This window comes from Bradyrhizobium sp. MOS001 (assembly GCF_004634465.1).
In the GTDB taxonomy this organism is placed as follows: Bacteria; Pseudomonadota; Alphaproteobacteria; order Rhizobiales; family Xanthobacteraceae; genus Bradyrhizobium; species Bradyrhizobium barranii.
On record NZ_SPVJ01000044.1, the window covers coordinates 24,694 to 46,726 of the forward strand.

Sequence of the window (22,033 nt, forward strand, 5' to 3'; positions counted from 1 at the left end):
GCAGCCAAGACGTGGATGGCCGGGACAGGCCCGGCCATGACGGATAGAGATCAGCGCAAAACAAAAAGACCGGCCTCGCGGCCGGTCTTTTCGCTTTCAGATTGACGCGGGTCACTCCGCCGCGCGCTTTGCCGCAGCCGCGGCGCGATCGATTGCTTCCTTCGCGGCGTCCTTGGCGTCGCCCATGGCCTGCTGGCCCTTGCCCTTCACTTCCTGGACCACGCCTTCGCCCTTCAGGCGATCGGAACCGGTGGCTTCACCGATGCCCTGCTTGGCCTTGCCGATGGCCTCGTTGGCGGTGCCCTTGATCTTGTCGCTCGTGCTACCCATGAAACTCTCCTTCCAGTTGGCTCGCGAAAACAACGCCTGCCGACTACGAGAGTTCCGATTTTGGGTATGGCTTGATAGGCCCGCTTTGGTTAGCTTGCCGCGCACGGAACCAACAGAAAGCAAGTCCCATGACCGGCCATGACCACACGCATTCCCACCATGACCACGATCATGACGATCGCTGGAAACATGACGGCGTGCGCGTCATTCCCGGCAATCAGCTCGATACCAACGTGCCGTCGACGGCGGGCATGGACCGTGCGGCCGCGATCAATTTCGCGCGCGTCGGCGCGCAGAAATTGTGGGCGGGCACGGTCAGCATCAAGCCGGACGCCAAGACCGGTGCGCATCACCACGGCCATCTCGAAAGCGTCATCTACGTGGTGAAGGGCAAGGCGCGGATGCGCTGGGGCGAGAGCCTGCAATTCACGGCGGAGGCCGGCCCCGGCGATTTCATCTTCGTCCCGCCTTACGTGCCGCATCAGGAGATCAACGCCAGCCGGGACGAGGTGCTGGAATGCGTGCTGGTGCGCAGCGACGGCGAGGCGGTCGCGATCAACCTCGACATCGAGCCGGTCGAGAAGCCCGAGACCGTGCTGTGGATCGACCCCGTGCACCGGGATCCCAACGAGAAGAAGTAAGGGCCTGAAAGCCTGCTGGTTTTGTGCGGCAGAATCACGCAGGCATAGCCTTTAAAAAATATTCGGAAGCCGTGTCGGATGGCCGTCGGGCCATCCGTCCTTGGGCAGAACCCCGCCCAAGGAGCCTCCGATGCCCAAAATGATTTTCGTCAATCTGCCGGTGACCGACCTCAAGCGCGCGACGGCCTTTTACGAGGCGGTCGGCGCGGTCAGGAACCCGCAATTCAGCGACGAGACGGCGAGCTGTATGGTCTTCTCCGAGACCATTTTCGCCATGCTCCTGACCCACGACAAATTCCGCAAGTTCACGCCGAAGCCGATCGCGGATGCCAAGACCTCCAACCAGGTGCTGCTCTGCCTCTCGGCCGACAGCCGCGTCGAGGTCGATGACGTCGTCGGCAAGGCCGAGGCCGCGGGCGGTGTGGCCGATCCAAGCCCGAAGGACGAATACAGCTTTATGTACGGCCGCAGCTTCGAGGATCCGGACGGTCATATGTGGGGCGTGAACTGGATGGACATGGCAGCCTTCGCCGCGCAGTCCGACATGGCGAACGCCTGACCGAAGCCAACGAACATCGACCATCTGAAGAGGAGCATTCACGATGTCCAAGCTCGTGCCCTGCATGTGGTTCAACGGCGATGCCGAGGAAGCCGCGAAGTTCTACGTGTCGCTCGTTCCGAACTCGGAAATCACGCACGTCCAGCGCAACGTTTCGGACGGCCCGTCCGGCAAGACAGGCTCCGTGCTCGTCGTCGAGTTCACGGTGGCCGGGCAGCCCCTGGTCGCGCTCAACGGCGGCATGAAGGTGGAATATACCCACGCAATCTCCCTGATGATCCATTGCGACGACCAGGCTCAGGTCGACAGCGTCTGGAGCGCGTTCCTTGCTCATGGCGGCAAGGAGCAGCAGTGCGGCTGGATCAGCGATCGCTGGGGCGTATCCTGGCAGGTGGTGCCGAAGGTGATGTTCGAATTCCTGTCGAGCCCTGACAAGGCCGCGGCTGCGCGCGCGATGCAAGCCATGATGAAGATGGTGAAGCTCGATGTGGAAGTGCTCCGGCGGGCGTTCGAGGGCAAGTCGGCGGCGTGAGGCCTATGGCCTTGCCACATACTTACGGTCATCGCCCGGCTTGACCGGGCGATCCAGTATTCCAGAGACGTTTGAGTGATGCGGAGAAGCCGCGGCGTACTGGATGCCCCGGTCAAGCCGGGGCACGACAGCGGAATTTGGGGCGAGATCCCGCCCTAGTAATTAATCCGCAGCCCCACGCCGCCATGGATGGTGTTGCCCACCGGCTGCGGGCCCAGCGTGCCGTTGGCGAACAGGTCGACGATCCAGCCCTTCTGCACGCGGAAGCCGAGGCGGCCGCCATATTCGAACCAACCCTGGTTGCCCATGGTCGGCACCACTAGGCCGTCGCCGGTCACGGTGGCAATGATGCCGCTATGGCTGGCGAAGGACTGCACCCAGCCGCCATTGATGTTGGTCTCGATGTTGCTGCCGAAGAGGTGCGTCCACTGGCCGCCGATCTTGACCAGGCTGGTGCGGTCGGTGCCGGTCGCAATGGTGGCGTCGAACGGATTGAACGCCACGGCGCTGTCCGAATAGCCGGAGACGCGTTGCCAGAGCTGCCAGACTTCGATCGAGGCCGCGAATTCGTCGCGCGGGGACACGCGGCTCATCCAGCCGGCACGGCCATAGACGGCGTAGTTCGACGCGTTGGTCGAGCCCGTGACGCTCACCGGCCCGAGGCTGGTGTTGTAGCTGCGTGTGTAGCGCGCCTTCTCCCACGGCGTCAGGATGGTGCCGACGTCGAAGAACGGGCGCGACGAGCCCCAGTCGGTGAAATCATAGCGCAGAGCGAAGGCGCCGATCGGCGCGCTGGTGATGTTGTAGCCGCCCTCGCTGTATTGCGTGTAGGCGATGCCGGCGAGCAGCGACAGGTTGTTGGTGAGCTCCTTGCGGCCGTGGATGCCGGCCGAGAACGAGCCGGCGGAGCCGAATGCGCTGATGCAGTCGCTGCAATTGACCTGCTCGTTGACGCCGAGCAGCACCGTGCCGAGCACCCGGTTGGTGATCATCTGGTTGAAGCGCTGGTTGGCGAGGCCGCCGATCGAATTGCCGCTGGAGTCCGCGCCGGTCGGGCCCGAAGGTGGAGGCGGTGGATACGGGCTCGGCGAGGACGACGGATAGGGGCTCGGCGAAGGCGAGGGGGTCGGTGTGGGTGTCGGCGACGGTGAATAGGTCGGCGACGGAGAGGGCGTCGGCCCACCGCATCCGGATTCGCAAGCCGCCTGCGCTGCCGCCGGTCGCGCATTGAACGCGAAGAACGCAAACGCAGCGGTTGCGGTCAGCGCGGCGGCGAGGACGAGACGTCTGACGTCGAGTTTCGCCATCATCACCGCCCGCACAGCATGCCGTCGTCGTGGACGGCAGGCGTGATGGTCGGCGAGGCGTCCGCGTACTGGTTGACCGAGCACAGCCCGGCGCTTGCGGCGCAATTGGCGGCAAAGGTCCAGGGGGGCGCGTTGGTCTTGGTGATGCTGACCTTGCCGCCGGCCGAGGTGATGATTGCGGTGTCGCCGGGCTGGGTGAGCTGCACGCATTGGGAGCTCGTCGTGCAGACGCCGGCGGCGCCATCCTGGAGCACGACGACGGAGCGGCCGCGCTGGGAGAGGATGTCGAGCGTGGTGCCGCGCACGCCGATGGTCGCGAGCGGTGTCGTGATCTTGTAGGCGGTCTTTTCCGAATGTCCGGTGACGAAACGGAATGCGCCCGTGGTCATGCGGATCGCGACGTCGCGATAGCTGTGCTCGTCGTTGAAGACGGTGCGGTCGAGCTTCAGCGTGGCGCTCGGGCCCAGCGAGAGGTTGGTGCTGTCGGCCATGACGAAGCGCGCGGCGCTGTCGGCACCGGTGCGCACGGTCTCGTCGCGCAGCATGCTGTCGCCGACACTGATCGGCGTCGTGGTCGTGGCCACGCGCACCACGTCGTTCTGGATCACGACGGCTTCGCCGACGCGCGTCTGCGCCTGCGCGCAAGGCGCCGCGCAGACGAGTGCCGACAACAGAGTTGGGAAAAGCCAGAAACGCAAATTCATTTCGCAACCGATCGATATGTCCCTGATCGTACCGGATCGCGCGCGCTTCTGATGTGGCGAAATTATCACAAGCGGCGCTGGACGTGCGTTATGCTTAGTGACAGTTGCGGCAGAATGCGTTCAATGAAAAGTGCCGTCTTTGTTTTTCTCCGCGGTGAAGCAGATTTGCCACGCAAAATAGCCCCACAGCAGCCGTTCGAATTGCCCGCGGTTCCGAAGGTGTCGCAGAGCGCAGTGATCGCTGTCGCGATTTTCCTGGTCGCGCATCTCGCGCTGCTGATCGGCCTGACGGCGCCGGAGAAGTTCGTCTTCGACGAGGTGCATTACGTGCCGGCGGCACGGCAGATGCTGGCACCCACGATCTCGCAACCAACGCTCAATCCGATGCATCCGCCGCTGGCCAAGGAGCTGATCGCGGCATCGATCGCAGCCTTCGGCGACAATGCGCTGGGCTGGCGCTATCCGTCGACCTTGTTCGGCGCGCTCGCGATCGTCGCGATCTATCTGTGCGGGCTCGCGCTGTTCTCCGCGCAGGGGCCCGCGATCGCCGCCGCGGCGATCGCGGGCTTCAACCAGATGCTTTACGTGCAGGCGCGTATCGCCATGCTCGACATTTACGCGCTCGGATTCGGCCTGCTCGCGATTGCCGCCTTCATGCACGGCTTTCGAAGAGAGCGCCCGCATGCGTTGTTCGCGCTCGCGGGCGCCTTGTTTGGCCTTGCCGCGGCTTGCAAATGGAGCGGCCTGTTTCCGCTCGGCATCTGCATCGTTGTGGTTGCGGTGATCCGGCTGATGCAGGGCTGGCGCACGCTGTTCGCCGACGCGAAGCCGAGCGACTGGTATCGGCCCGATCTCTGGCCCGATCTTCGCGCGCAGCATGTCGCGCTCTGCTTCGCCGTGCTGCCGGCGCTGACATATCTTGCCGCTTTCGTGCCGCTCTACGGAGCGTCGATGCCGGATCTGATCGAGGCGCAGCGCCGGATATTCGCCGACAACACCACGACCGCGATCGCCGGTCATACCTATATGAGCGCGTGGCCATCCTGGCCGCTGCTCGCGCGCCCGGTGTGGTTCCTGTTCGACAAGACCTCGGAGAACAATGTCTCCGCGATCGTCTTCCTCGGCAATCCGCTGGTCGCGTGGCCGGCGCTGCTCGCGCTCGCCGTCGTGCTGCGCGACTTCATCGTCGCGCGGCGCTGGGATGCGTTCCTGATCGCGGCGTTCTATTTCGGCTCCTGGCTCGCCTGGGCTTTGCTGCCGCGCACGCTCGGCTTCCTCTACTATTATCTGCCGGCCGCAACCGTGGCGTCGCTTGCGCTGGTCTATGTGCTGCGACGAGAGGGGCTGCCGCGCTGGCTGCTGTGGGCCTATGTCGGGGTCGCGGCGATCGGCTTTGCGGTGATGCTGCCGATCTCGGCGGCCTTCATCGGCACGTCCATGCAGACGTTCAACCGGTTGATGCTGTTCCAGAGCTGGATATGAAATCGCCGCCTGTCACGATCGTGGCAGGCGTCGTGTTTCGCGCGGCGATGATTTGAAGTTCACTTGAAGTTCACTTGGACAATCTACTTGGACGCCGTCGTCTTGGCTTCCATGTTGACGACCTGGACGCGGCGGTTGATCGGGTCGGCGCCATTGGCGGTGTCCTTCAGCTTGGTTTTGCCATAGCCGACGGTGACGAGCTCTGTGCCGTTGAGACCATAGTTCTGCACCAGGTACTTCTTGATGGTGTCGGCGCGCCGTTCGGAGAGGCCTTGATTGTACTCCTCGCCGCCGATCGCATCGGTGTGGCCGGCGACCACGAAGGTCGAGCCCTTCAGCGACGGATCGGACAGCGCCTTGCCGAGCGCCTGCACCGACGGCACCGACGTCTTGGCGATGTCGGCCGAGTTGTAGTCGAACTGGATCTCCAGATCGATCTTCGGCTTGGTCGCGGCGAGCTCGGCGATTTGCTCGCGCTCGCCCATCGAGAGCGACCGGGTCGAGCGGTTGCGAACGGTGTTCAGGAAGGTCGCTTCCTTGGCCTGCACGGCCGGATCGGCCTGCGGACCGACGGACAGGCCGCGGGTCGCCGGCTTCGGCTTCAGCGCATCCAGGATCTGGTTGGCGGAGACGTTATCGCCGGCGAAAGCCAGGCCGGCGGTCATCGACAGCGCGGCAGTGAGGGTAATCGCCTTAAGTCCAAAAAACTTATCAAAACGGGTCATTGTCGTATCCTCGCTGTTACGCCTGATGGCGATTTGATGTTGCGAGCGTAGGGAAGGTTCAACAGCCTCGATGTGATGCGGGTCACATTCCAGACGACCGAAATGACCCGTGCATCCTAGCGCCGGCGCCGATCGGCATCCATGGCATGTCGGGCCAGCGGCGGTGCCCTGCCACCGGGAAGAAGCCCGTCTCATTCGGCATCGACAGCTGAACCGGCTGGACTCGCAGCCCGCGCAGGTACAATCTTTCGGCCATTGTTCGTCACCAGCCGTATTGCCCGCTGCGTCAGCAGCCCAAAAAGCGACCGTCGCAGCGACTCTCAGCTCGGTTCGAGCAGCAGAAATCCCCGAGTGATCCAGATCACAGTGCGTCGTTGTGAACTGGATCAGATTGCTCTCATCGGATCGGCTCAGGCCGAACCGAGAGCAGCGAGGAAGTTTGGATCAGGGGAGAATGATCATGCGCTTCTTGATCGCAGCAATTTCAATCGCAGTATTTCTCGTCAGCGGCAACGCGGCCTTCGCGGACAAGCGCGTCGCCTTCGTGGTCGGCAACGCCGCCTACAAGAATGTCCCGCAGCTTCCCAACCCCGCGATCGATTCCAAGGCGATGGCCAGGGTGCTGCGCAATGTCGGCTTCGACGTCGTCGAGGGCGCCAACCTCACCCGCGACGCCATGACCGCGAAGCTGCTGGAGTTCGGCAAGAAGAGCGAAGGCGCCGACGTCGCGGTGTTCTTCTATGCCGGCCACGGGATTGCCGTGAACGGCGTCAACTACCTGTTGCCGGTCGACGCCGACCTGAAATCCGAGATGGACGTCAAGCTCGGCGCGGCGATCAATGTCGACCTCACGCTCGATCAGACCATGTCGGACGCGAAGGTGAAGCTCGTGTTCCTGGACGCCTGCCGCGACAATCCGTTCGCGGCAAAGATCCGCTCGGCCAAGGCCACCCGCTCCGTCAACGTCCAGACCGGTCTTGCCGAGATGAAGTCGGGCGAGGGCACGCTGATTGCCTTTGCCACCGGCCCCGGCCAGACCGCGCTCGACGGCGAGGCCGGCACCAACAGCCCGTTCACCCGCGCGCTCATCGCCAACATTGCCCAGCCCGGGATCGAGATCCAGCAGGCGATGACCAAGGTCCGCGCCCAGGTCAGTGACGAGACCAGCAAGGGGCAATTGCCCTGGGGGCACACCAACCTCACGGGCAACGTCTATCTCAATCCGGTCGGCGTGCCGGCTGCGGCCACGACCGATCCGTCGAACGCACCGGCGTTGGCCGCGAGCAAGCAAGGCTCCGACGTCGAGCTCGAGTTCTGGCGCTCGATCAGGGACTCCAACAAGGTCGAGGAGCTCAACGCCTATCTCACCAGCTATCCCAACGGCACGTTCAAATCGATCGCGCTCGCCCGCATCGCGGCGTTGCAGGATGGTCCATCCATCACCACCCGCAACCTCTCGGCCGGGATCGATCCCGCGACCTTTACGGAAGAAGCCAACCAGGTGTCTGAAGACCAGATCGGTCTGGACAAGAACCAGCGCCGCGACGTGCAGCGCCGCCTCACCGGGCTCGGCTTCGACGTCAAGGCGACGGGCAAGTTCGACGACGAGACCCGTTCCGTGATGAGGCGGTGGCAGGCTGCCCGTGGCTATCCTGCGACTGGTTACCTCAACAAGCTCCAGCACAAGGCCCTGCTGTCGGAGATTGTCTCGACCCGCGCGGCCTCCTCCGAACAGGCAGACGACGAGCCGGCGCGTCGCCGGTCCTCCGGCGGTGGCGGCCGGCGCCATTACGGCGGTGGCGGTGCCGGTCCGCCAGGCGGCCCCGGCGGTCTGTTCGGCGGTATGATGGGCGGGTTGTTCGGCCGCCGCTGAGCCGGCAGGCAAGCAACAGGCGGCCCGGTTCGGGCCGCCAATTTTGTTCCGGAAACCCTTGCTCACCGATCGTCGCAAAGCCGTCGCGTGATGGCCTGCGTGCGAACAAGAATTCGGCCAGTTGGGCGCCTAGCAGGACTCCGCGTCCAATAACCGCCGAGGAACGGAGCCGAGTTCAGTCCAGTGCCCAGGCCGAGTGATTACCAGTTCTATCGTGGCGGGCCGCCGGATCGGACAGTCTTTCTGAGCTCAATGCCCATCTATGTCGGTGCGGCGATGATCGCGGTGGCGATCCTGCTGTCCACGCTGATCACCGGGCTGACCAGCCGCTATGTCGGCCTCGACGGTCCGAACGACGAGAACATGTGGCTGGTCGACCGCCTCACCGGCAGCGTCTATCGCTGCCAGGCGGAGGTGCGTGGCAAAGCGTCCTGCGAGCCTGACGTTGCCACCGGCAGCCTCGGTGACCGGCCCAAGGTGCAAAAGAACGGCAATTGAGGCCTTTCACCCTCGCAGCGCAGCCATGGCCAACACCGTTATGAGCAACGGCAAGATGAAGAGCGCCTGCACGCATTACATGAAGGCGCAGAAGGCCATGTCGATGAAGTGAGGCGCGAGGCGCGCACGGTTCGGCCGCGCTGTCAGCAGTTGGCAGCGCGGCTTTTTCTTGAGAAAGCTTCTTTGGCGTCTCTCTTTTTCCTGGCGCGAATCCGGCTACATTGCCTCCTGCAATGTCACGCGCGCCCAAACCCTTTCCGATCCCCACGACACAGGCCCGGCAGATCTGGCTGCATGCCCAGCGGCTGGACGAGCGCGCGCCGTTCGGGGAGGGCGCGCGCGCGGTGGCGGATGCGATCGACCATCTCGGTTATGTGCAGATCGACACCATCAACGTCATCGAGCGCAGCCACCACCACATCCTGTTCAGCCGCATTCCGTCCTACCGGCGTGCCGATCTGCGCCAGGCCCAGAGCGTCGACAGGAGCGTGTTCGAATACTGGACCCATGCGCTGTCCTATGTGCCGGCGAACGATTTTCGCTTCTTCCTGCCGGCGATGCGCGAGCACCGGCGCGAGGGACACAGATGGTACGCCTCGGTCAAGCCGGCCGATACGCGCAAGGTGATGCGGCTCCTGCGCGCCGGTCCGCTGACGATCCGCGACATCGAGGACGACGTGCTCACCGAGAAGGAGCATCTCTGGCAAAGCCGAAAACCCTCGAAGCGGGCTTTGCAGCTGGCCTTCTACACCGGCGTCGCGACCGTCAGCGCGCGCCAGGGCATGCTCAAGACCTATGAGCTGATGACGCGGCACTTCGGCTGGGACAAGCTGCCGAAGCCGGCGTCGGCGAGAGACATCACGGCCTATCTGCTCGACCGCGCACTGCGGTCACAGGGCGTGGTCAGTCTGGATTCGATCTGCCACCTCGATGCGCCGAGCAAGAAGGCGATCGCGCAGCTGGTCGCCTCACGCGTCCGCCGCGGCGAGCTCGTGCCCGTTGCGATCGAGGGCGCCGGCAAGCAGGAGCATTGGGCCGCGCCCGCGGCGCTGGAGCCGGGTGAGGGCGCCGCGCCCGATCTCGTTCACATCCTCTCGCCGTTCGATCCCCTGATCATCCAGCGCAAGCGCACCAATCTGTTCTTCGGCTACAACCATCTGTTCGAAGCCTATGTGCCGAAGGCCAAGCGCAAGCTCGGCTATTTCGCGTTGCCCGTGCTGGTGGGCGACGAGATCGTCGCGGCGCTTGACCTCAAGACCGATAGGCAGGCGAAGAAGCTGTTGATGCAGAAATGGACCTGGGTCGGGCAGGGGAAGAAGACGGCGGGGCGCAAGGAGCTGAAGCGCGTGATCGAGGAGGAGCTCGATCGCTTCGAGCGGTTTCAGCTCGCGGAGTGAAGGCCGGCCACTTGGCGTCGGTCTCGTAGGGTGGGCAAAGCGAAGCGTGCCCACCATCGTGGTCTGCGAAGGAGAATGGTGGGCACGGCGCTAACGCGCCTTTGCCCACCCTACAAGACCATCAATCCAAACGCCGAACGCAACCCCGACCGCATAGGCCACCAGATTCCACAGCGAGAAGATCCGTCCTAACAGCAGCGCGCCCGCGGTGGTGAGCCGAAACGCATCGAGCCAGGGCGCATGCACCAGCCGGGAGAACTCGACGGCGATCGCGATCGCCACGGCGATGGCTGCAAGTCGGCTTCGCGACAGCCCCGGCAGCAAAACCCCGACCAGCAAAAGCACCATCGTCGCCCACAGCAGCGAGCCGCCATACTTCACGACGAAGGCGGGAAGCCCGAGCGGAAAGCCGTACCAGCGCAACGACAGCCCGCACGCGATCACGACCAGCGCCAGGGCGGCACGGATCAGCGATCGCTGTCGCAGCGCAATCATGTTGACCGGCTGCGCGACCTGCATTGCTTCCATTGACTCTTTGCCCACGATGCTGAAAACCGCGCATTAGCCCATAAAAGCAACAACCCCGGGGGGAAGCCATGAGCCAGACCACGACCTATGCCGGTTCCGCCGGCGCAGCCAAGTCGGAAATCGAGACCTCGACGATCCGCGCCATCTCCTGGCGCCTGATTCCGTTCCTGGTGCTGGCCTACTTCTTCTCCTATCTCGACCGCGTCAATCTCGGCTTCGCCGCGCTGACCATGAACGCCGAGCTCAAGTTCACGCCGCTGATCTTCTCCTGGGGCGCCGGCATCTTCTTCATCGGCTATTTCATTTTCGAGGTGCCGAGCAATCTGGCGCTGGAGAAGTTCGGCGCGAGCCGCTGGATCGCCCGCATCATGGTGACCTGGGGCATCATCTCGGCGCTGATGGCGCTGGTCAGCGGGGTGACGAGCTTCTACGTGCTGCGCTTCCTGCTCGGCGTCGCCGAGGCCGGCTTCTTCCCCGGCATCATCCTCTATCTCACCTACTGGTACCCGGCCGAGTATCGCGCCCGCTTCCTCGCCGCCTTCGCCATCGCCGTCCCGGTCTCCACCGTGATCGGCGCGCCGGTCTCGGGCCTGCTGCTCGGGCTCGACGGCGCGATGGGGCTGAAGGGCTGGCAGTGGCTGTTCATCATCGAGGGCATCCCCTCGGTGCTGCTGGGCATCGTCACCTGGTTCTATCTCACCGACAGGCCGGAGAAGGCGGACTGGCTCTCGGCCGATCAGAAGGCCTGGCTCAAGTCCAGGCTCGATTCGGAAATCGCGGCCAAGCAGGCGGTGAAGCATCTGTCGCTCGGCGAGGCGCTGTCGTCGCCGAAGGTGATCATGCTGAGCCTGGTCTATTTCGGCTTCGTCGGCGCGCTCTATGGCATGCAGTTCTGGCTGCCGCAGATCGTCAAGGCGTTCGGCCTCACCAACGCCCAGACCGGCTTTGTCACAGCGATCCCGTATCTGTTCGGCACCATCGCTATGATCCTGTGGGCGCGGCATTCGGATGCGACGCGCGAGCGCGTGATGCATGTCGGCGCGCCGCTGCTGCTCACCGCCGTCGCGCTGGCCATCTCCTCCTATCTCACCGATCCCACCATGACGATGGTGGTGCTCACCGTCGCGGCGATCGGCGTGTTCTGCTGCTTCGGCGTGTTCTGGACGCTACCGACCGCCTGGCTCTCCGGCACGGCGGCGGCCGGCGCCATCGCGCTGATCAACTCGATCGGCAATCTCGCCGGCTTCGGCGGGCCGTACCTGATCGGCTGGGTCAAGGAAGCCACCGGCCAGACCTCGACCGGCTTGCTGGTGCTGGCCGTCCTGCCCCTGATCGCCGGCATCCTAGTGTTTGTCGGCGGCCACGAGAGCAAGCACGAGTTCGCCGGGCAGGGGCGGTAGGCCGCCCGCACCGCTGCGTAGCCCGGATGGAGCGAAGCGAAATCCGGGAGCACTCCAGCTACAGCCTGCAGGCCCCGGATTACGCTCCGCTCCATCCGGGCTACGGGCTCTCGTAGGGTGGGCAAAGGCGCGCTTCGCGCCGTGCCCACCATTTTCCCGATTCCGGCAGGCATGGTGGGCACGCTCCGCTTTGCCCACCCTACGATCGCACCCTCCCGGCAACCGCCATCCAAATCCTTACCGCCCCTTAACGATCACGCTTTCCTGATGACTGACGATTATTGACTTTCATCAGTGATTAGTCGACATTCCTCTCATTGCAGTCGCGGGAGTGTCCTCCGATGTTCGTTCGATCAGTTTTGTCCAGCTATTCCAAGCTCTTGGCGGGTGTGTCGCTGGCCCTGATGGCCGCTGCGCTGGCCGGGTGCAATGACACCGTCGCTGAAAAGGCCGAGCCGCCGCGGCCGGTTCTGGTCGCGACCGCCCATTATGATGCCGAGACGCCGGAGCGCAGCTTCGTCGGCACCGTCAGGCCCCGGATCGAGAGCGATCTCGGTTTCCGCGTGGCCGGCAAGGTTGCCAAGCGCCTGGTCGAGGTCGGCCAGACCGTCGAAATCGGCCAGCCGCTCGCGACCCTCGACGAGGTCGATCTGAAGCTCCAGGCTGAACAGTCCGTCGCCGAGCAGACCGCCGCGACCGGCGTGCTGGCCCAGGCCGCCGCGGCCGAGCAGCGCGCCAAGGATCTGAAGGCCAAGGGCTGGACTACGGATGCGGCGATGGATTCGAGCCGCGCCGCCGCCGATGAGGCCCGCGCGCGTCTGGACCGAGCCGTGCGCTCAGTCGAGCTGACCAAGAATTCTCTTTCCTACGCGACGCTCAACGCCGACGCCCGTGGCGTCGTCACCGCAACGCTGATCGAGCCCGGCCAGGTGGTTGCCGCAGGCCAGACTTCGATCCGTGTCGCCCGCTTTGCCGAGAAGGAAGCGGTCGTCGCGATCCCTGAGACGCTGGTTGGACGTGCCAAGTCGGGCGCCGCCAGCGTCACTCTTTGGTCGGAGCCGGACAAGAAGTATGCGGCCAAGCTGCGCGAGATCGCGCCGACGGCCGATCCGTCGACGCGCACCTATCTAGCAAAATTCTCGCTGCCCGAGGCCGACGACAAGGTTTCGCTCGGCATGACCGCGACGCTGACGCTGTCGGATGCCGCGACCGAGCGCGTCGCGCGGCTGCCGCTGTCGGCGCTGTTCAACGAAGGCGGCAAGCCCTCCTTCTACGTCGTCGACGACAATGGCGCCGTCACGCTCAAGCCGGTCGTGGTGAAGTCCTACGAGAGCAACGACGTCATCATCACCAGCGGTGTCGACGAGGGCGCCAAGATCGTGGCCCTCGGCGTGCAGAAGCTCGATCCAAGCCAGCGGGTGCGGATCGTCTCGTCGCTGTCCTTCTAGAGTTTACGAGTCACGTCGTGTGAGGTGAGTTTCGGCCCAAGCGCAAATGCCGGGGCTGAAGCGGCGAAGCGATCCAGAACCTGCCCAGCCCCCTGGATTGCTTCGCTGCCTCGCGACGACGGTTTGAACAGAGTGGCTGTGGTTTTTTTGCAATTGGACCATCTTTGGAGAGTGCGATGAAGCGCTTCAACCTTTCGGCCTGGGCCGTCAGCCATCCGACGCTGGTCCTGTTCCTGATGATCATACTCGGCGTCGCCGGCTTCTTCTCCTATCAGAAGCTCGGGCGGGCTGAGGATCCGTTCTTCACGGTGAAGGTGGTCAACGTCTCCGTGATCTGGCCGGGCGCGACTGCGCAGGAGATGCAGACGCAGGTCGCCGACCCCATCGAGAAGAAGATCCAGGAGCTGCCCTATTTCGAGAAGGTGCAGACCTATTCCAAGCCGGCCTTCACCGCGCTCCAGGTGACCTTCCGCGATTCCACGCCGCCAAAGGACGTGCCGTATCTCTTCTATCTCTTGCGCAAGAAGCTCGCCGACGTGCAGGGCCAGTTGCCTTCGGGCATTCTGGGACCCGTCGTCAACGACGAGTTCTCCGACGTCGATTCCATCCTCTACATGATGACCGGCGACGGCGCCGACTATGCCCAGCTCAAGAAGGTCTCGGAAGGCTTCCGCCAGCGCCTGTTGAAGGTGCCGGGCGTGACCAAGGTTGACGTCTACGGCAACCAGGACGAGCGCATCTTCGTCGAATTCTCGCACGCCAAGCTCGCCACCCTCGGCATCACGCCGCAGGCCCTGTTCGATTCGCTCGCCAAGCAGAACAACGTCGTGCCCGCCGGCACGGTCGAGACCTCGTCGCAGCGCGTGCCGCTGCGCGTCACCGGCGCGCTCGATGGCGCCAAGGCCGTCGCCGAGACGCCGGTCGAGAGCAACGGCCGCGTGTTCCGTTTAGGTGATATCGCCACCGTCACCCACGGCTATGTCGACCCGCCGAGCTTCATCGTGCGCCAGGAAGGCAAGGCCGCGATCGGCATCGGTGTCGTTACCGCCAAGGGCGCCAACATCCTCGATCTCGGCAAGGAGGTCGAGAAGGCCACCGCCGAGTTCATGAAGGCGGTGCCGCAGGGCATCGACGTCAAGCTCATCGCCGACCAGCCCAAGGTGGTCGAGCACGCCGTCGGCGAGTTCGTGCACTCCTTCATGGAAGCCCTCGTCATCGTGCTGTTCGTCTCGTTCCTGGCACTCGGCTGGCGCACCGGCATCGTGGTCGCGCTGTCGGTGCCGCTGGTGCTCGGTATCGTCTTCGTCGTCATGAACATGATGTCGCTCGATCTGCACCGCATCACGCTCGGTGCGCTGATCATCGCGCTCGGCCTGCTGGTGGATGACGCGATCATCGCGGTCGAGATGATGGTGGTGAAGATGGAGCAGGGCTGGGACCGTTTCCGCGCGGCCTCCTTTGCCTGGGAATCCACTGCGTTTCCGATGCTCACGGGAACGCTGGTCACGGCCGCTGGCTTCCTCCCCATCGGCTTTGCCAATTCCGCGGTCGGCGAATATGCCGGCAGCATCTTCTGGATCGTGGCGATCGCGCTGGTCGCCTCCTGGTTCGTGGCGGTGATCTTCACGCCCTATATCGGCGTCATGCTGCTGCCCAACATCAAGGTGCACCACAATCACGATCCGCACGCGGTCTACGAGACCCGCATGTACCGCGGCCTGCGCGCCATCGTGCAATGGTGCGTCAACCACCGCATCACCGTGGTGGCCGCGACCGTCGGCGTCTTCATCGCCTCGATCGTCGGCTTCGGCCATGTCCAGCAGCAGTTCTTCCCGCTGTCGGAGCGGCCCGAGCTGTTCCTCCAGCTCCGCCTGCCCGAGGGCACCGCCTTCAACGTCACCGAGAAGGCGGTGAAGAAGGCCGAGACGCTGCTCAAGGACGACAAGGACATCGAGACCTATACGTCCTATGTCGGCCAGGGCTCGCCGCGCTTCTGGCTCGGCCTCAATCCGCAGCTTCCGAACGAGGCCTTTGCCGAGATCGTCATCGTCGCCAAGGGCGTCGAGGCGCGCGAGCGCATCAAGGCCAAGATCGAGAACGCGGCTGCGGAGGGCATGCTGACGGAAGCGCGCGTGCGCGTCGACCGCTTCAACTTCGGTCCGCCGGTCGGATTCCCCGTCCAGTTCCGCGTGATCGGCCCCGACGCCAACAAGGTGCGCGAGATCGCCTATCAGGTCCGCGACGTCATGCGGCAGAACAAGAGCGTCAAGGACGTCCAGCTCGACTGGAACGAGCAGTCGCCTTACCTCAAGCTCGTCGTCGACCAGGATCGTGCCCGCGCCATGGGCCTGACCCCGCAGGACGTCTCGCAGGCGCTGTCCATGCTGATCTCGGGCGCGCAGGTCACGACCATTCGCGACGGCATCGAGAAGGTGGCCGTGGTCGCTCGTGCGGTCCCGTCCGAACGTCTCGATCTCGGCGGCGTCGGCGATCTGACCATCACCTCGAAGAACGGCGTCGCCGTGCCGCTCCAGCAGATCGCCAAGATTGAGTATGCCCATGAGGAGCCGATCATGTGGCGGCGTAACCGCGACATGGCGATCACCGTGCGCTCCGACGTCGTCGACGGCGTGCAGGCGCCCGACGTCACCAGCCAGATCACGCCGAAGCTGAAGGCGATCAAGGACAATCTCGAGCCGGCCTACCGTATCGAGCCGGGTGGGGCGTTCGAGGAATCCGCCAAGGGCAACGCCTCGATCTTCATCCTCTTCCCGCTGATGGTCATGGTGATGCTGACGCTGCTGATGTTCCAGCTGCAGAGCTTCTCGCGCCTGATCCTGGTGTTCCTCACCGCGCCGCTCGGCATCGTCGGTGCCTCGTTCGGCCTCAACGTCGCCAATGCCCCGTTCGGCTTCGTGGCGCTGCTCGGCCTGATCGCACTCGCCGGCATGATCATGCGCAACACCGTCATCCTGGTCGACCAGATCGAGACCGACGTCTCCCACGGCCTGACCCGCCGTGAGGCGATCGTGGAGGCAACTGTCCGCCGCGCCCGGCCGGTGGTGCTGACGGCGCTCGCCGCGATCCTGGCCATGATCCCGTTGTCGCGCTCGGCCTTCTGGGGCCCGATGGCGATCACGATCATGGGAGGCCTGTTCGTCGCGACCTTCCTGACGCTGCTGTACCTGCCGGGCCTCTACGCCCTGTGGTTCAGGAAGAGCCTGGACGAGGCGGGCACCCCCGAGCAGCCTGCCGCGCCGCAGCATGGGAGCGATGACCAGCACGCAATTCCGCTTGCTGAAGCGGCTGAATAAATGAGAAGACTGCTGATGGACGAGTCCTGACACATGACACTGGTTGCGGAACATATCGAAGGCGACACCCGGGATCGTATCCTCGAGGTGGCTGAGCGGCTGTTCCGCCAGATCGGGTACCAGAAGACCACGGTCGGGGACATCGCCAAGGAGCTCAGGATGAGCCCCGCCAATGTCTATCGCTTCTTCGAATCGAAGAAGGCGATTCACCAGTCGGTGGCGCGGGCCTTGATGGGCGAGGTCGAGATCGAAGCGCAGCGGATCGTGGCGAGGCCTGGTCCGGTGCTCCCGCGCTTCCGCGAGCTGCTGACCACCATCCATCGCATGAACACCGAGCGCTATGTCGGCGATAACAAGCTGCATGAGATGGTCGAGATCGCGATGCAGGAGGACTGGGACGTCTGCGTCGCCCATATGGAGTGCATTGCCGGTGTCATCGGCCTGGTGATCGCGCAAGGGGTCGCGTCCGGCGAGTTCGAAGCGCCGGACCTGCAACTGGCCTCGATGTGCGCCTGCACCGCGATGATGCGCTTCTTCCACCCCCAGATGATCGCCCAGTGCGCCACCAAGCCGGGCCCGACCATCGACCAGATGATCGATTTCGTCATCGCGGGTCTGTCGCCGCGCCACTGACGGGCGCTGGAATTTCCCCTATAAACTGCTTAGCGCCGCCCTTAACGGGTGGATGGCGGGCAATGACGGACCAACAAACTCCGTCATTGCGAGCGCAGCGAAGCAATCCAGACTGTCTCCGCGGAGGGATTCTGGATTGCTTCGCTGCGCTCGCAATGACGAAAAGGAAGCAGCGCGTGACCGACAAAGACCTCTACTTCTACGAGCCCTCCAAGGGCCACGGCCTCAAGCACGATCCCTTCAACGCCATCATCGCGCCGCGGCCGATCGGCTGGATCTCCTCCCGCGACACCAAGGGCCACGTCAATCTCGCGCCCTACAGCTTCTTCAACGCGTTCTGCTACGTGCCGCCGATCATCGGCTTCTCCTCCACCAACTGGAAGGACACGGTCTCGAACATGGAGCAGACCGGCGAGTTCGTCTGGAATCTCGCCACCATGGACCTTGCCAGGCACATGAACGCGACCGCCGCGCATGTCGCCCCCGAGGTCGACGAGTTCGAGATCGCGGGCCTCACCGCCGTGCCCGGCAAGCTCGTCAACGTGCCGCGCGTGGCTGAGAGCCCCGTCGCCTTCGAGTGCAAGGTGTCTGACATCGTCCGCCTCAAGGGCGCCGACGGCAAGGAGGCCGACGCCTGGCTGACGCTGGGCGAGGTCGTCGCCGTCCATATCGACAAGGCCATGATCAAGGACGGCGTCTACCAGACCGCCGCCGCCCACCCCATCGTCCGCGCCGGCCGTCGCGGCGACTATTTCGAGATCAAGCCGGAAAACATGTTCGAGATGGTGCGGCCGGACTGATCTGATCCAGGTTAAGCCACTCTCTCCGCATCGTCATTCCGGGGCGCGCCGTCAGGCGCGAGCCCGGAATCCATACTCCCGATGGTGGTTATGGATTCCGGGCTCGACGCTTGCGCGTCGCCCCGGAATGACGACGGGGCATTCAGCCCGATTCGCCTCCCCGGAACTGCCCCCACGCCCCGGCCGTTATGGCCTCCGGGGCGGTCGCCCGGCCGCGTCAATTCGCGTCTTTTTGCTCGCGAAGTGTTCACTTACCCCGGCCACTTTCCGCTAAAATGCCGATAACCGCGCCGATGCATGAGGTCAGCCATGAGCTTCCGCCGCGACACCATCACAAAGCCGATCTTCTCCTGGGCGCGCGGCGTGCTGCCGGCGATGTCCGACACCGAGCGCGAGGCGCTGGAGGCCGGTGACGTCTGGTGGGATGCCGATCTCTTCACCGGCAACCCCGATTGGTCGAAGCTGCTGAAGGTGCCTCAGGCGACGCTGACCCCCGAGGAGCAGGCCTTTCTCAACGGCCCGGTCGACGCGCTCTGCGCCATGCTCGACGAGTGGAAGATCTTCTGGGAATGGCGTGACCTGCCGCCAGACGTCTGGCACTTCGTCAAACGCGAAAAATTCTTCGGCATGATCATTCCGAAGGAATTCGGTGGTCTCGGCTTCTCGCCCTATGCCCATTCGGAAGTGGTGCGCAAGATCTCGACCCGCTCGATCGCGGCGGCCGTCACCGTGATGGTGCCGAACTCGCTCGGCCCCGGCGAGCTCCTGATGCGCTTCGGCACGAAGGAGCAGCAGGAGCGCTGGTTGCCGCGCCTTGCCGACGGCCGCGACATTCCCTGCTTCGGCCTCACCAGCCCCGAAGCCGGCTCCGACGCCGCCTCGATGGTCGACACCGGGATCATCTGCAAGGGCGATTTCGAGGGCCGCGAGGTCATTGGCCTCAGGCTCAACTGGCACAAGCGCTATATCACGCTCGGCCCGGTCGCAACGCTGCTGGGCCTCGCCTTCAAGGCCTATGACCCCGACCACCTCGTCGGGAGCCAGGAAGAGCTCGGCATCACCGTCGCGCTGATCCCGACCAATCTGCCCGGCGTCAAGATCGGCCATCGTCATCTGCCGTCGATGCAGGTGTTCCAGAATGGCCCGAACTGGGGCCGCGACGTCTTCATCCCGCTCGACTACGTCATCGGCGGCAAGGAGAGACTCGGGCAGGGCTGGAAGATGCTGATGACGGCGCTCGCCGCCGGCCGCGGCATCTCGCTGCCGTCGCTGTCGGCGGCCGGCGCTGCCTATGCCGCCCGCACCACCGGCGCCTATGCCCGCATCCGCGAGCAGTTCGGCATCTCCATCTCCAAATTCGAGGGCGTCGAGGAGCCGCTCGCGCGCATCGTCGCGACCGCCTACCAGCTCGACGCGGCGCGCCGGCTGACCTGCGCGGCGCTGAATGCCGGCATCCATCCCGCCGTCATCTCCGGCATCATGAAGCTGCACGCGACCGAGCGGATGCGCACCGCGGTCGACGACGCCATGGACATCCATGGCGGCAAGGCCGTGATCGACGGTCCGCAAAACTATCTCGGCAATCTGCACCGCGCCGTGCCTGTCGGTATCACGGTCGAGGGCGCCAACATCCTGACCCGCAACCTCATCGTGTTCGGGCAGGGTGCCATCCGCGCGCATCCCTATCTGCTCGACGAGATGAACGCGCTGGCCGACACCGATCGCGAACGCGGGCTCACCGCGTTCGACAAGGCGTTCTGGAAACATGTCAGCCATAGCTTCCAAACGCTGTTGCGTGCGTTCGGCCGCAGCTGGAGCTTCGGCGCCTTCGCGCTTGCGCCGGATGCGGGCGATGCAACGCCATTCTACCGCCAGCTCGCGCGCTACTCTGCGGCCTTTGCGCTCTGCGCCGACATGGCGCTGCTCACGCTCGGCGGCGCGCTCAAGCGCAAGGAGATGCTGTCGGCGCGCTTTGGCGACATCCTCTCCGAGCTCTATCTGCTCTCGGCCGCGCTGAAACGCTGGCAGGACGAGGGCCGGCAGAAGGAAGACTTCGCTGCGCTGGAATGGTGCATGGCGACCGGCTTCAAAACCATCGAGAACCGGCTTGCCGAAATCCTCGCCAATCTGCCCAACCGTTTTGTCGCTTTAATCCTCAAGCTCGTGGTCCAGCCCTTCGGCGCGCGGGTGCTCGGCCCGTCCGACCGTGTCGTGCACCAATGCGCCAGTCTCGTGCTGGAGCCGTCGGCCGCGCGCGAGCGTCTCACGCCGGATCTCGCCCATGTCGACGACGACGGCGGCTTTGCCCGGCTGGAGCGCGCGTTCAAGCTCGTTGCGGCCACCGATGCCATCGCCAAGCGCATGCGCGCCGCGCACATCCGCGACTGGAAGGATGGCGTCGCCAAGGGCGTGATCACGCAGGCCGAGGGTGAACAGCTTGCGGCCGCTCATGAGGCCGTCACAAAAGTGATCGAGGTCGATGATTTTGCGCCCGAAGCGCTGTCGCCGATTTACAAGAAAACCGGAGATGTGCATCAGTTCTTCCAGGAACTCGGTGAACAGAGGGCGGCGAGCTGATGGCACGACCGGTTTTCATCGTCGACGGCAGCCGGACGCCGTTTCTCAAAGCGCGTTCGGGGCCGGGGCCGTTCACGCCGGTCGATCTCGCCGTCCAATGCGGCCGACCGTTGCTGGCGCGCCAGCCGTTTTCACCCGATGATTTCGACCAGGTCATCCTCGGCTGCGTCAACGTGATCGCAGACGAGATGAACCCGGCCCGCGTCACCGCGCTCCGGCTCGGCATGGGCGAGGACATGGTCGCCTTCACCGTGCAGATCAATTGCGGCTCCGGCATGCAGTCGATCGACACGGCCTACCGCTACATTCGCGAGGGCCATGCCGACATGGTCCTCGCCGGTGGCACCGAGGCGCTGAGCCACGCGCCGCTGGTCTGGCCGAACTCCGGTGTGCGCTGGTTCGCCGGCCTTGCCACCGCCAAGGGCGTGGCCGCGAAGCTCGCTGCCGCCTTCAAGCTGCGGCCGCGCTATCTCAAGCCGATCATCGGGCTCGAGCGCGGCCTGACCGATCCCATCACCGACTTGAACATGGGCCAGACCGCCGAGGTCGTCGGCCATCTGTTCGGTATCACGCGGGCACAGTCCGACGCCTATGCCGCCGAGAGTCATCGCCGGCTCGCGCATGCGCAGGCCGAAGGTTTTCTCAAGGGCGAGGTCGAGACCGCATTCTCCCGCGACGGAAAATTCTTCGACCATGACGACGGCGTGCGGCCGGACTCGACGGCCGAGACGCTCGCAAAGCTGCGGCCGGTGTTCGAGCGCCCCTGGGGCCAGGTCACCGCCGGCAATTCGTCGCAGATCACCGACGGTGCGTCCTGGGTGATCCTCGCCTCCGACGCGGCGGTCGCAAAGCACAAATTGACGCCGAAGGCTGTCATCGTGGACAGCCACTGGGCCGCGCTCGATCCCAGCATCATGGGACTGGGACCCGTGATGTCGGCGACGCCGCTGCTCCAGCGCAACGACCTCACCGTCAAGGACGTCGAGACCTGGGAGCTGAACGAAGCCTTCGCGACGCAGGTGCTCGGCTGTCTCGCCGCCTGGAACGACGACAAATTCTGTCGCGAGATCCTGGGCCTCGACGGCGCGGCCGGCGAGATCGACCGTGACAAACTCAATGTCGATGGCGGCGCCATCTCGCTCGGCCATCCCGTCGGCACGTCCGGCAACCGCATCGTGCTGCATCTCGTCAACGCGATGAAGCGGCTCGGCACGCGCCGCGGCGTCGCGACCGAATGCATTGGCGGCGGACTCGGCGGCGCCATGCTGATCGAGGCGGTGTGACC

19 protein-coding genes are annotated in these 22,033 nt (G+C 64.6%); 14 read left to right on the plus strand and 5 right to left on the minus strand.

All coding sequences use genetic code 11. The annotated features are described in order from the left end of the window. Window positions 1-111: 111 nt before the first annotated feature. A complete protein-coding gene (locus CT676_RS34515) occupies window positions 112-330 on the minus strand; it encodes a CsbD family protein (protein ID WP_028148583.1) in 219 nt (72 codons plus the stop codon). Between the two features lie 128 nt (window positions 331-458). Here CT676_RS34515 and CT676_RS34520 point away from each other — a divergent pair, with 128 nt between their 5' ends. The 3 genes from CT676_RS34520 to CT676_RS34530 all read left to right on the plus strand — a co-directional run bounded on the left by CT676_RS34520 (window position 459) and on the right by CT676_RS34530 (window position 2,062). Next, window positions 459-971, plus strand: coding sequence for a cupin domain-containing protein (locus CT676_RS34520; protein WP_028148584.1), 513 nt, complete (start codon window positions 459-461; stop codon window positions 969-971). Between the two features lie 130 nt (window positions 972-1,101). Beyond that, window positions 1,102-1,530: a VOC family protein gene (locus CT676_RS34525; protein WP_085399112.1), complete on the plus strand. Its 429-nt coding sequence runs from the start codon at window positions 1,102-1,104 to the stop codon at window positions 1,528-1,530. Between the two features lie 43 nt (window positions 1,531-1,573). After that, complete coding sequence (locus CT676_RS34530; protein WP_071916231.1) at window positions 1,574-2,062, plus strand: VOC family protein; 489 nt, start codon at window positions 1,574-1,576, stop codon at window positions 2,060-2,062. 155 nt (window positions 2,063-2,217) lie between these two features. Here the strand turns inward: CT676_RS34530 and CT676_RS34535 are convergent, their stop codons facing one another. Next, a complete protein-coding gene (locus CT676_RS34535; RefSeq protein ID WP_167768256.1) occupies window positions 2,218-3,369 on the minus strand; it encodes a hypothetical protein in 1,152 nt (383 codons plus the stop codon). 2 nt (window positions 3,370-3,371) lie between these two features. Continuing rightward, window positions 3,372-4,073 (minus strand): FecR family protein, encoded by a 702-nt coding sequence (locus CT676_RS34540; protein WP_167768257.1) that lies wholly within the window; start codon window positions 4,071-4,073, stop codon window positions 3,372-3,374. A gap of 51 nt (window positions 4,074-4,124) precedes the next feature. On the opposite strand from CT676_RS34540, the gene CT676_RS34545 reads away from it, so the two are divergent. Next, the gene (locus tag CT676_RS34545; RefSeq protein WP_135216324.1) at window positions 4,125-5,555 is read left to right on the plus strand and encodes a phospholipid carrier-dependent glycosyltransferase; all 1,431 of its coding nucleotides are present in this window, start codon (window positions 4,125-4,127) and stop codon (window positions 5,553-5,555) included. A gap of 83 nt (window positions 5,556-5,638) precedes the next feature. Here CT676_RS34545 and CT676_RS34550 read toward each other — a convergent pair whose 3' ends face one another. After that, on the minus strand, window positions 5,639-6,280 hold the full coding sequence (locus tag CT676_RS34550) for an OmpA family protein (RefSeq protein WP_135216325.1): 642 nt from the start codon (window positions 6,278-6,280) through the stop codon (window positions 5,639-5,641). Between the two features lie 460 nt (window positions 6,281-6,740). On the opposite strand from CT676_RS34550, the gene CT676_RS34555 reads away from it, so the two are divergent. The 3 genes from CT676_RS34555 (at window position 6,741) to CT676_RS34565 (ending at window position 10,048) form a co-directional block, all read left to right on the plus strand. Continuing rightward, entirely contained in the window at window positions 6,741-8,153 is a 1,413-nt protein-coding gene (locus CT676_RS34555) for a caspase family protein (protein ID WP_167768259.1), read from the plus strand. A 252-nt stretch (window positions 8,154-8,405) separates the two neighbouring features. Further along, window positions 8,406-8,651, plus strand: coding sequence for a hypothetical protein (locus CT676_RS34560; protein WP_071916227.1), 246 nt, complete (start codon window positions 8,406-8,408; stop codon window positions 8,649-8,651). A 233-nt stretch (window positions 8,652-8,884) separates the two neighbouring features. Then, complete coding sequence (locus tag CT676_RS34565; protein ID WP_135216327.1) at window positions 8,885-10,048, plus strand: crosslink repair DNA glycosylase YcaQ family protein; 1,164 nt, start codon at window positions 8,885-8,887, stop codon at window positions 10,046-10,048. Window positions 10,049-10,138: 90 nt separating this feature from the next. Here CT676_RS34565 and CT676_RS34570 read toward each other — a convergent pair whose 3' ends face one another. Beyond that, window positions 10,139-10,567 (minus strand): DUF2809 domain-containing protein, encoded by a 429-nt coding sequence (locus CT676_RS34570; protein ID WP_167768263.1) that lies wholly within the window; start codon window positions 10,565-10,567, stop codon window positions 10,139-10,141. A 77-nt stretch (window positions 10,568-10,644) separates the two neighbouring features. Here CT676_RS34570 and CT676_RS34575 point away from each other — a divergent pair, with 77 nt between their 5' ends. The 7 genes from CT676_RS34575 to CT676_RS34605 all read left to right on the plus strand — a co-directional run bounded on the left by CT676_RS34575 (window position 10,645) and on the right by CT676_RS34605 (window position 22,031). Continuing rightward, window positions 10,645-11,976 carry an MFS transporter gene (locus CT676_RS34575; protein WP_135216329.1) on the plus strand — a complete coding sequence of 444 codons (1,332 nt, stop codon included), beginning with the start codon at window positions 10,645-10,647 and terminating at the stop codon, window positions 11,974-11,976. A gap of 341 nt (window positions 11,977-12,317) precedes the next feature. Further along, the gene (locus tag CT676_RS34580; protein ID WP_135216330.1) at window positions 12,318-13,424 is read left to right on the plus strand and encodes an efflux RND transporter periplasmic adaptor subunit; all 1,107 of its coding nucleotides are present in this window, start codon (window positions 12,318-12,320) and stop codon (window positions 13,422-13,424) included. A 176-nt stretch (window positions 13,425-13,600) separates the two neighbouring features. Next, window positions 13,601-16,738 carry an efflux RND transporter permease subunit gene (locus tag CT676_RS34585; protein WP_071916223.1) on the plus strand — a complete coding sequence of 1,046 codons (3,138 nt, stop codon included), beginning with the start codon at window positions 13,601-13,603 and terminating at the stop codon, window positions 16,736-16,738. A gap of 33 nt (window positions 16,739-16,771) precedes the next feature. Further along, window positions 16,772-17,371: a TetR family transcriptional regulator gene (locus CT676_RS34590; RefSeq protein ID WP_071916222.1), complete on the plus strand. Its 600-nt coding sequence runs from the start codon at window positions 16,772-16,774 to the stop codon at window positions 17,369-17,371. Between the two features lie 176 nt (window positions 17,372-17,547). After that, a complete protein-coding gene (locus tag CT676_RS34595; RefSeq protein ID WP_071916221.1) occupies window positions 17,548-18,171 on the plus strand; it encodes a flavin reductase family protein in 624 nt (207 codons plus the stop codon). A gap of 309 nt (window positions 18,172-18,480) precedes the next feature. Beyond that, entirely contained in the window at window positions 18,481-20,748 is a 2,268-nt protein-coding gene (locus CT676_RS34600; protein ID WP_167768260.1) for an acyl-CoA dehydrogenase, read from the plus strand. Then, window positions 20,748-22,031 (plus strand): acetyl-CoA C-acetyltransferase, encoded by a 1,284-nt coding sequence (locus tag CT676_RS34605; RefSeq protein WP_135216332.1) that lies wholly within the window; start codon window positions 20,748-20,750, stop codon window positions 22,029-22,031. Before CT676_RS34600 ends, CT676_RS34605 begins: the two co-directional genes overlap by 1 nt. Window positions 22,032-22,033: the final 2 nt, after the last annotated feature.

Coding starts and splice junctions, on each gene's coding strand:
- CT676_RS34515 (WP_028148583.1), bottom strand. CDS start 330: ATGGGTAGCACGAGCGACAAGATCAAGGGCACCGCCAACGAGGCCATC.
- CT676_RS34530 (WP_071916231.1), top strand. CDS start 1,574: ATGTCCAAGCTCGTGCCCTGCATGTGGTTCAACGGCGATGCCGAGGAA.
- CT676_RS34575 (WP_135216329.1), top strand. CDS start 10,645: ATGAGCCAGACCACGACCTATGCCGGTTCCGCCGGCGCAGCCAAGTCG.
- CT676_RS34585 (WP_071916223.1), top strand. CDS start 13,601: ATGAAGCGCTTCAACCTTTCGGCCTGGGCCGTCAGCCATCCGACGCTG.
- CT676_RS34605 (WP_135216332.1), top strand. CDS start 20,748: ATGGCACGACCGGTTTTCATCGTCGACGGCAGCCGGACGCCGTTTCTC.
- CT676_RS34545 (WP_135216324.1), top strand. CDS start 4,125: ATGTGGCGAAATTATCACAAGCGGCGCTGGACGTGCGTTATGCTTAGT.
- CT676_RS34570 (WP_167768263.1), bottom strand. CDS start 10,567: ATGCAGGTCGCGCAGCCGGTCAACATGATTGCGCTGCGACAGCGATCG.
- CT676_RS34590 (WP_071916222.1), top strand. CDS start 16,772: ATGACACTGGTTGCGGAACATATCGAAGGCGACACCCGGGATCGTATC.
- CT676_RS34550 (WP_135216325.1), bottom strand. CDS start 6,280: ATGACCCGTTTTGATAAGTTTTTTGGACTTAAGGCGATTACCCTCACT.
- CT676_RS34520 (WP_028148584.1), top strand. CDS start 459: ATGACCGGCCATGACCACACGCATTCCCACCATGACCACGATCATGAC.
- CT676_RS34525 (WP_085399112.1), top strand. CDS start 1,102: ATGCCCAAAATGATTTTCGTCAATCTGCCGGTGACCGACCTCAAGCGC.
- CT676_RS34535 (WP_167768256.1), bottom strand. CDS start 3,369: ATGGCGAAACTCGACGTCAGACGTCTCGTCCTCGCCGCCGCGCTGACC.
- CT676_RS34580 (WP_135216330.1), top strand. CDS start 12,318: ATGTTCGTTCGATCAGTTTTGTCCAGCTATTCCAAGCTCTTGGCGGGT.
- CT676_RS34555 (WP_167768259.1), top strand. CDS start 6,741: ATGCGCTTCTTGATCGCAGCAATTTCAATCGCAGTATTTCTCGTCAGC.
- CT676_RS34600 (WP_167768260.1), top strand. CDS start 18,481: ATGAGCTTCCGCCGCGACACCATCACAAAGCCGATCTTCTCCTGGGCG.
- CT676_RS34560 (WP_071916227.1), top strand. CDS start 8,406: ATGCCCATCTATGTCGGTGCGGCGATGATCGCGGTGGCGATCCTGCTG.
- CT676_RS34565 (WP_135216327.1), top strand. CDS start 8,885: ATGTCACGCGCGCCCAAACCCTTTCCGATCCCCACGACACAGGCCCGG.
- CT676_RS34540 (WP_167768257.1), bottom strand. CDS start 4,073: ATGAATTTGCGTTTCTGGCTTTTCCCAACTCTGTTGTCGGCACTCGTC.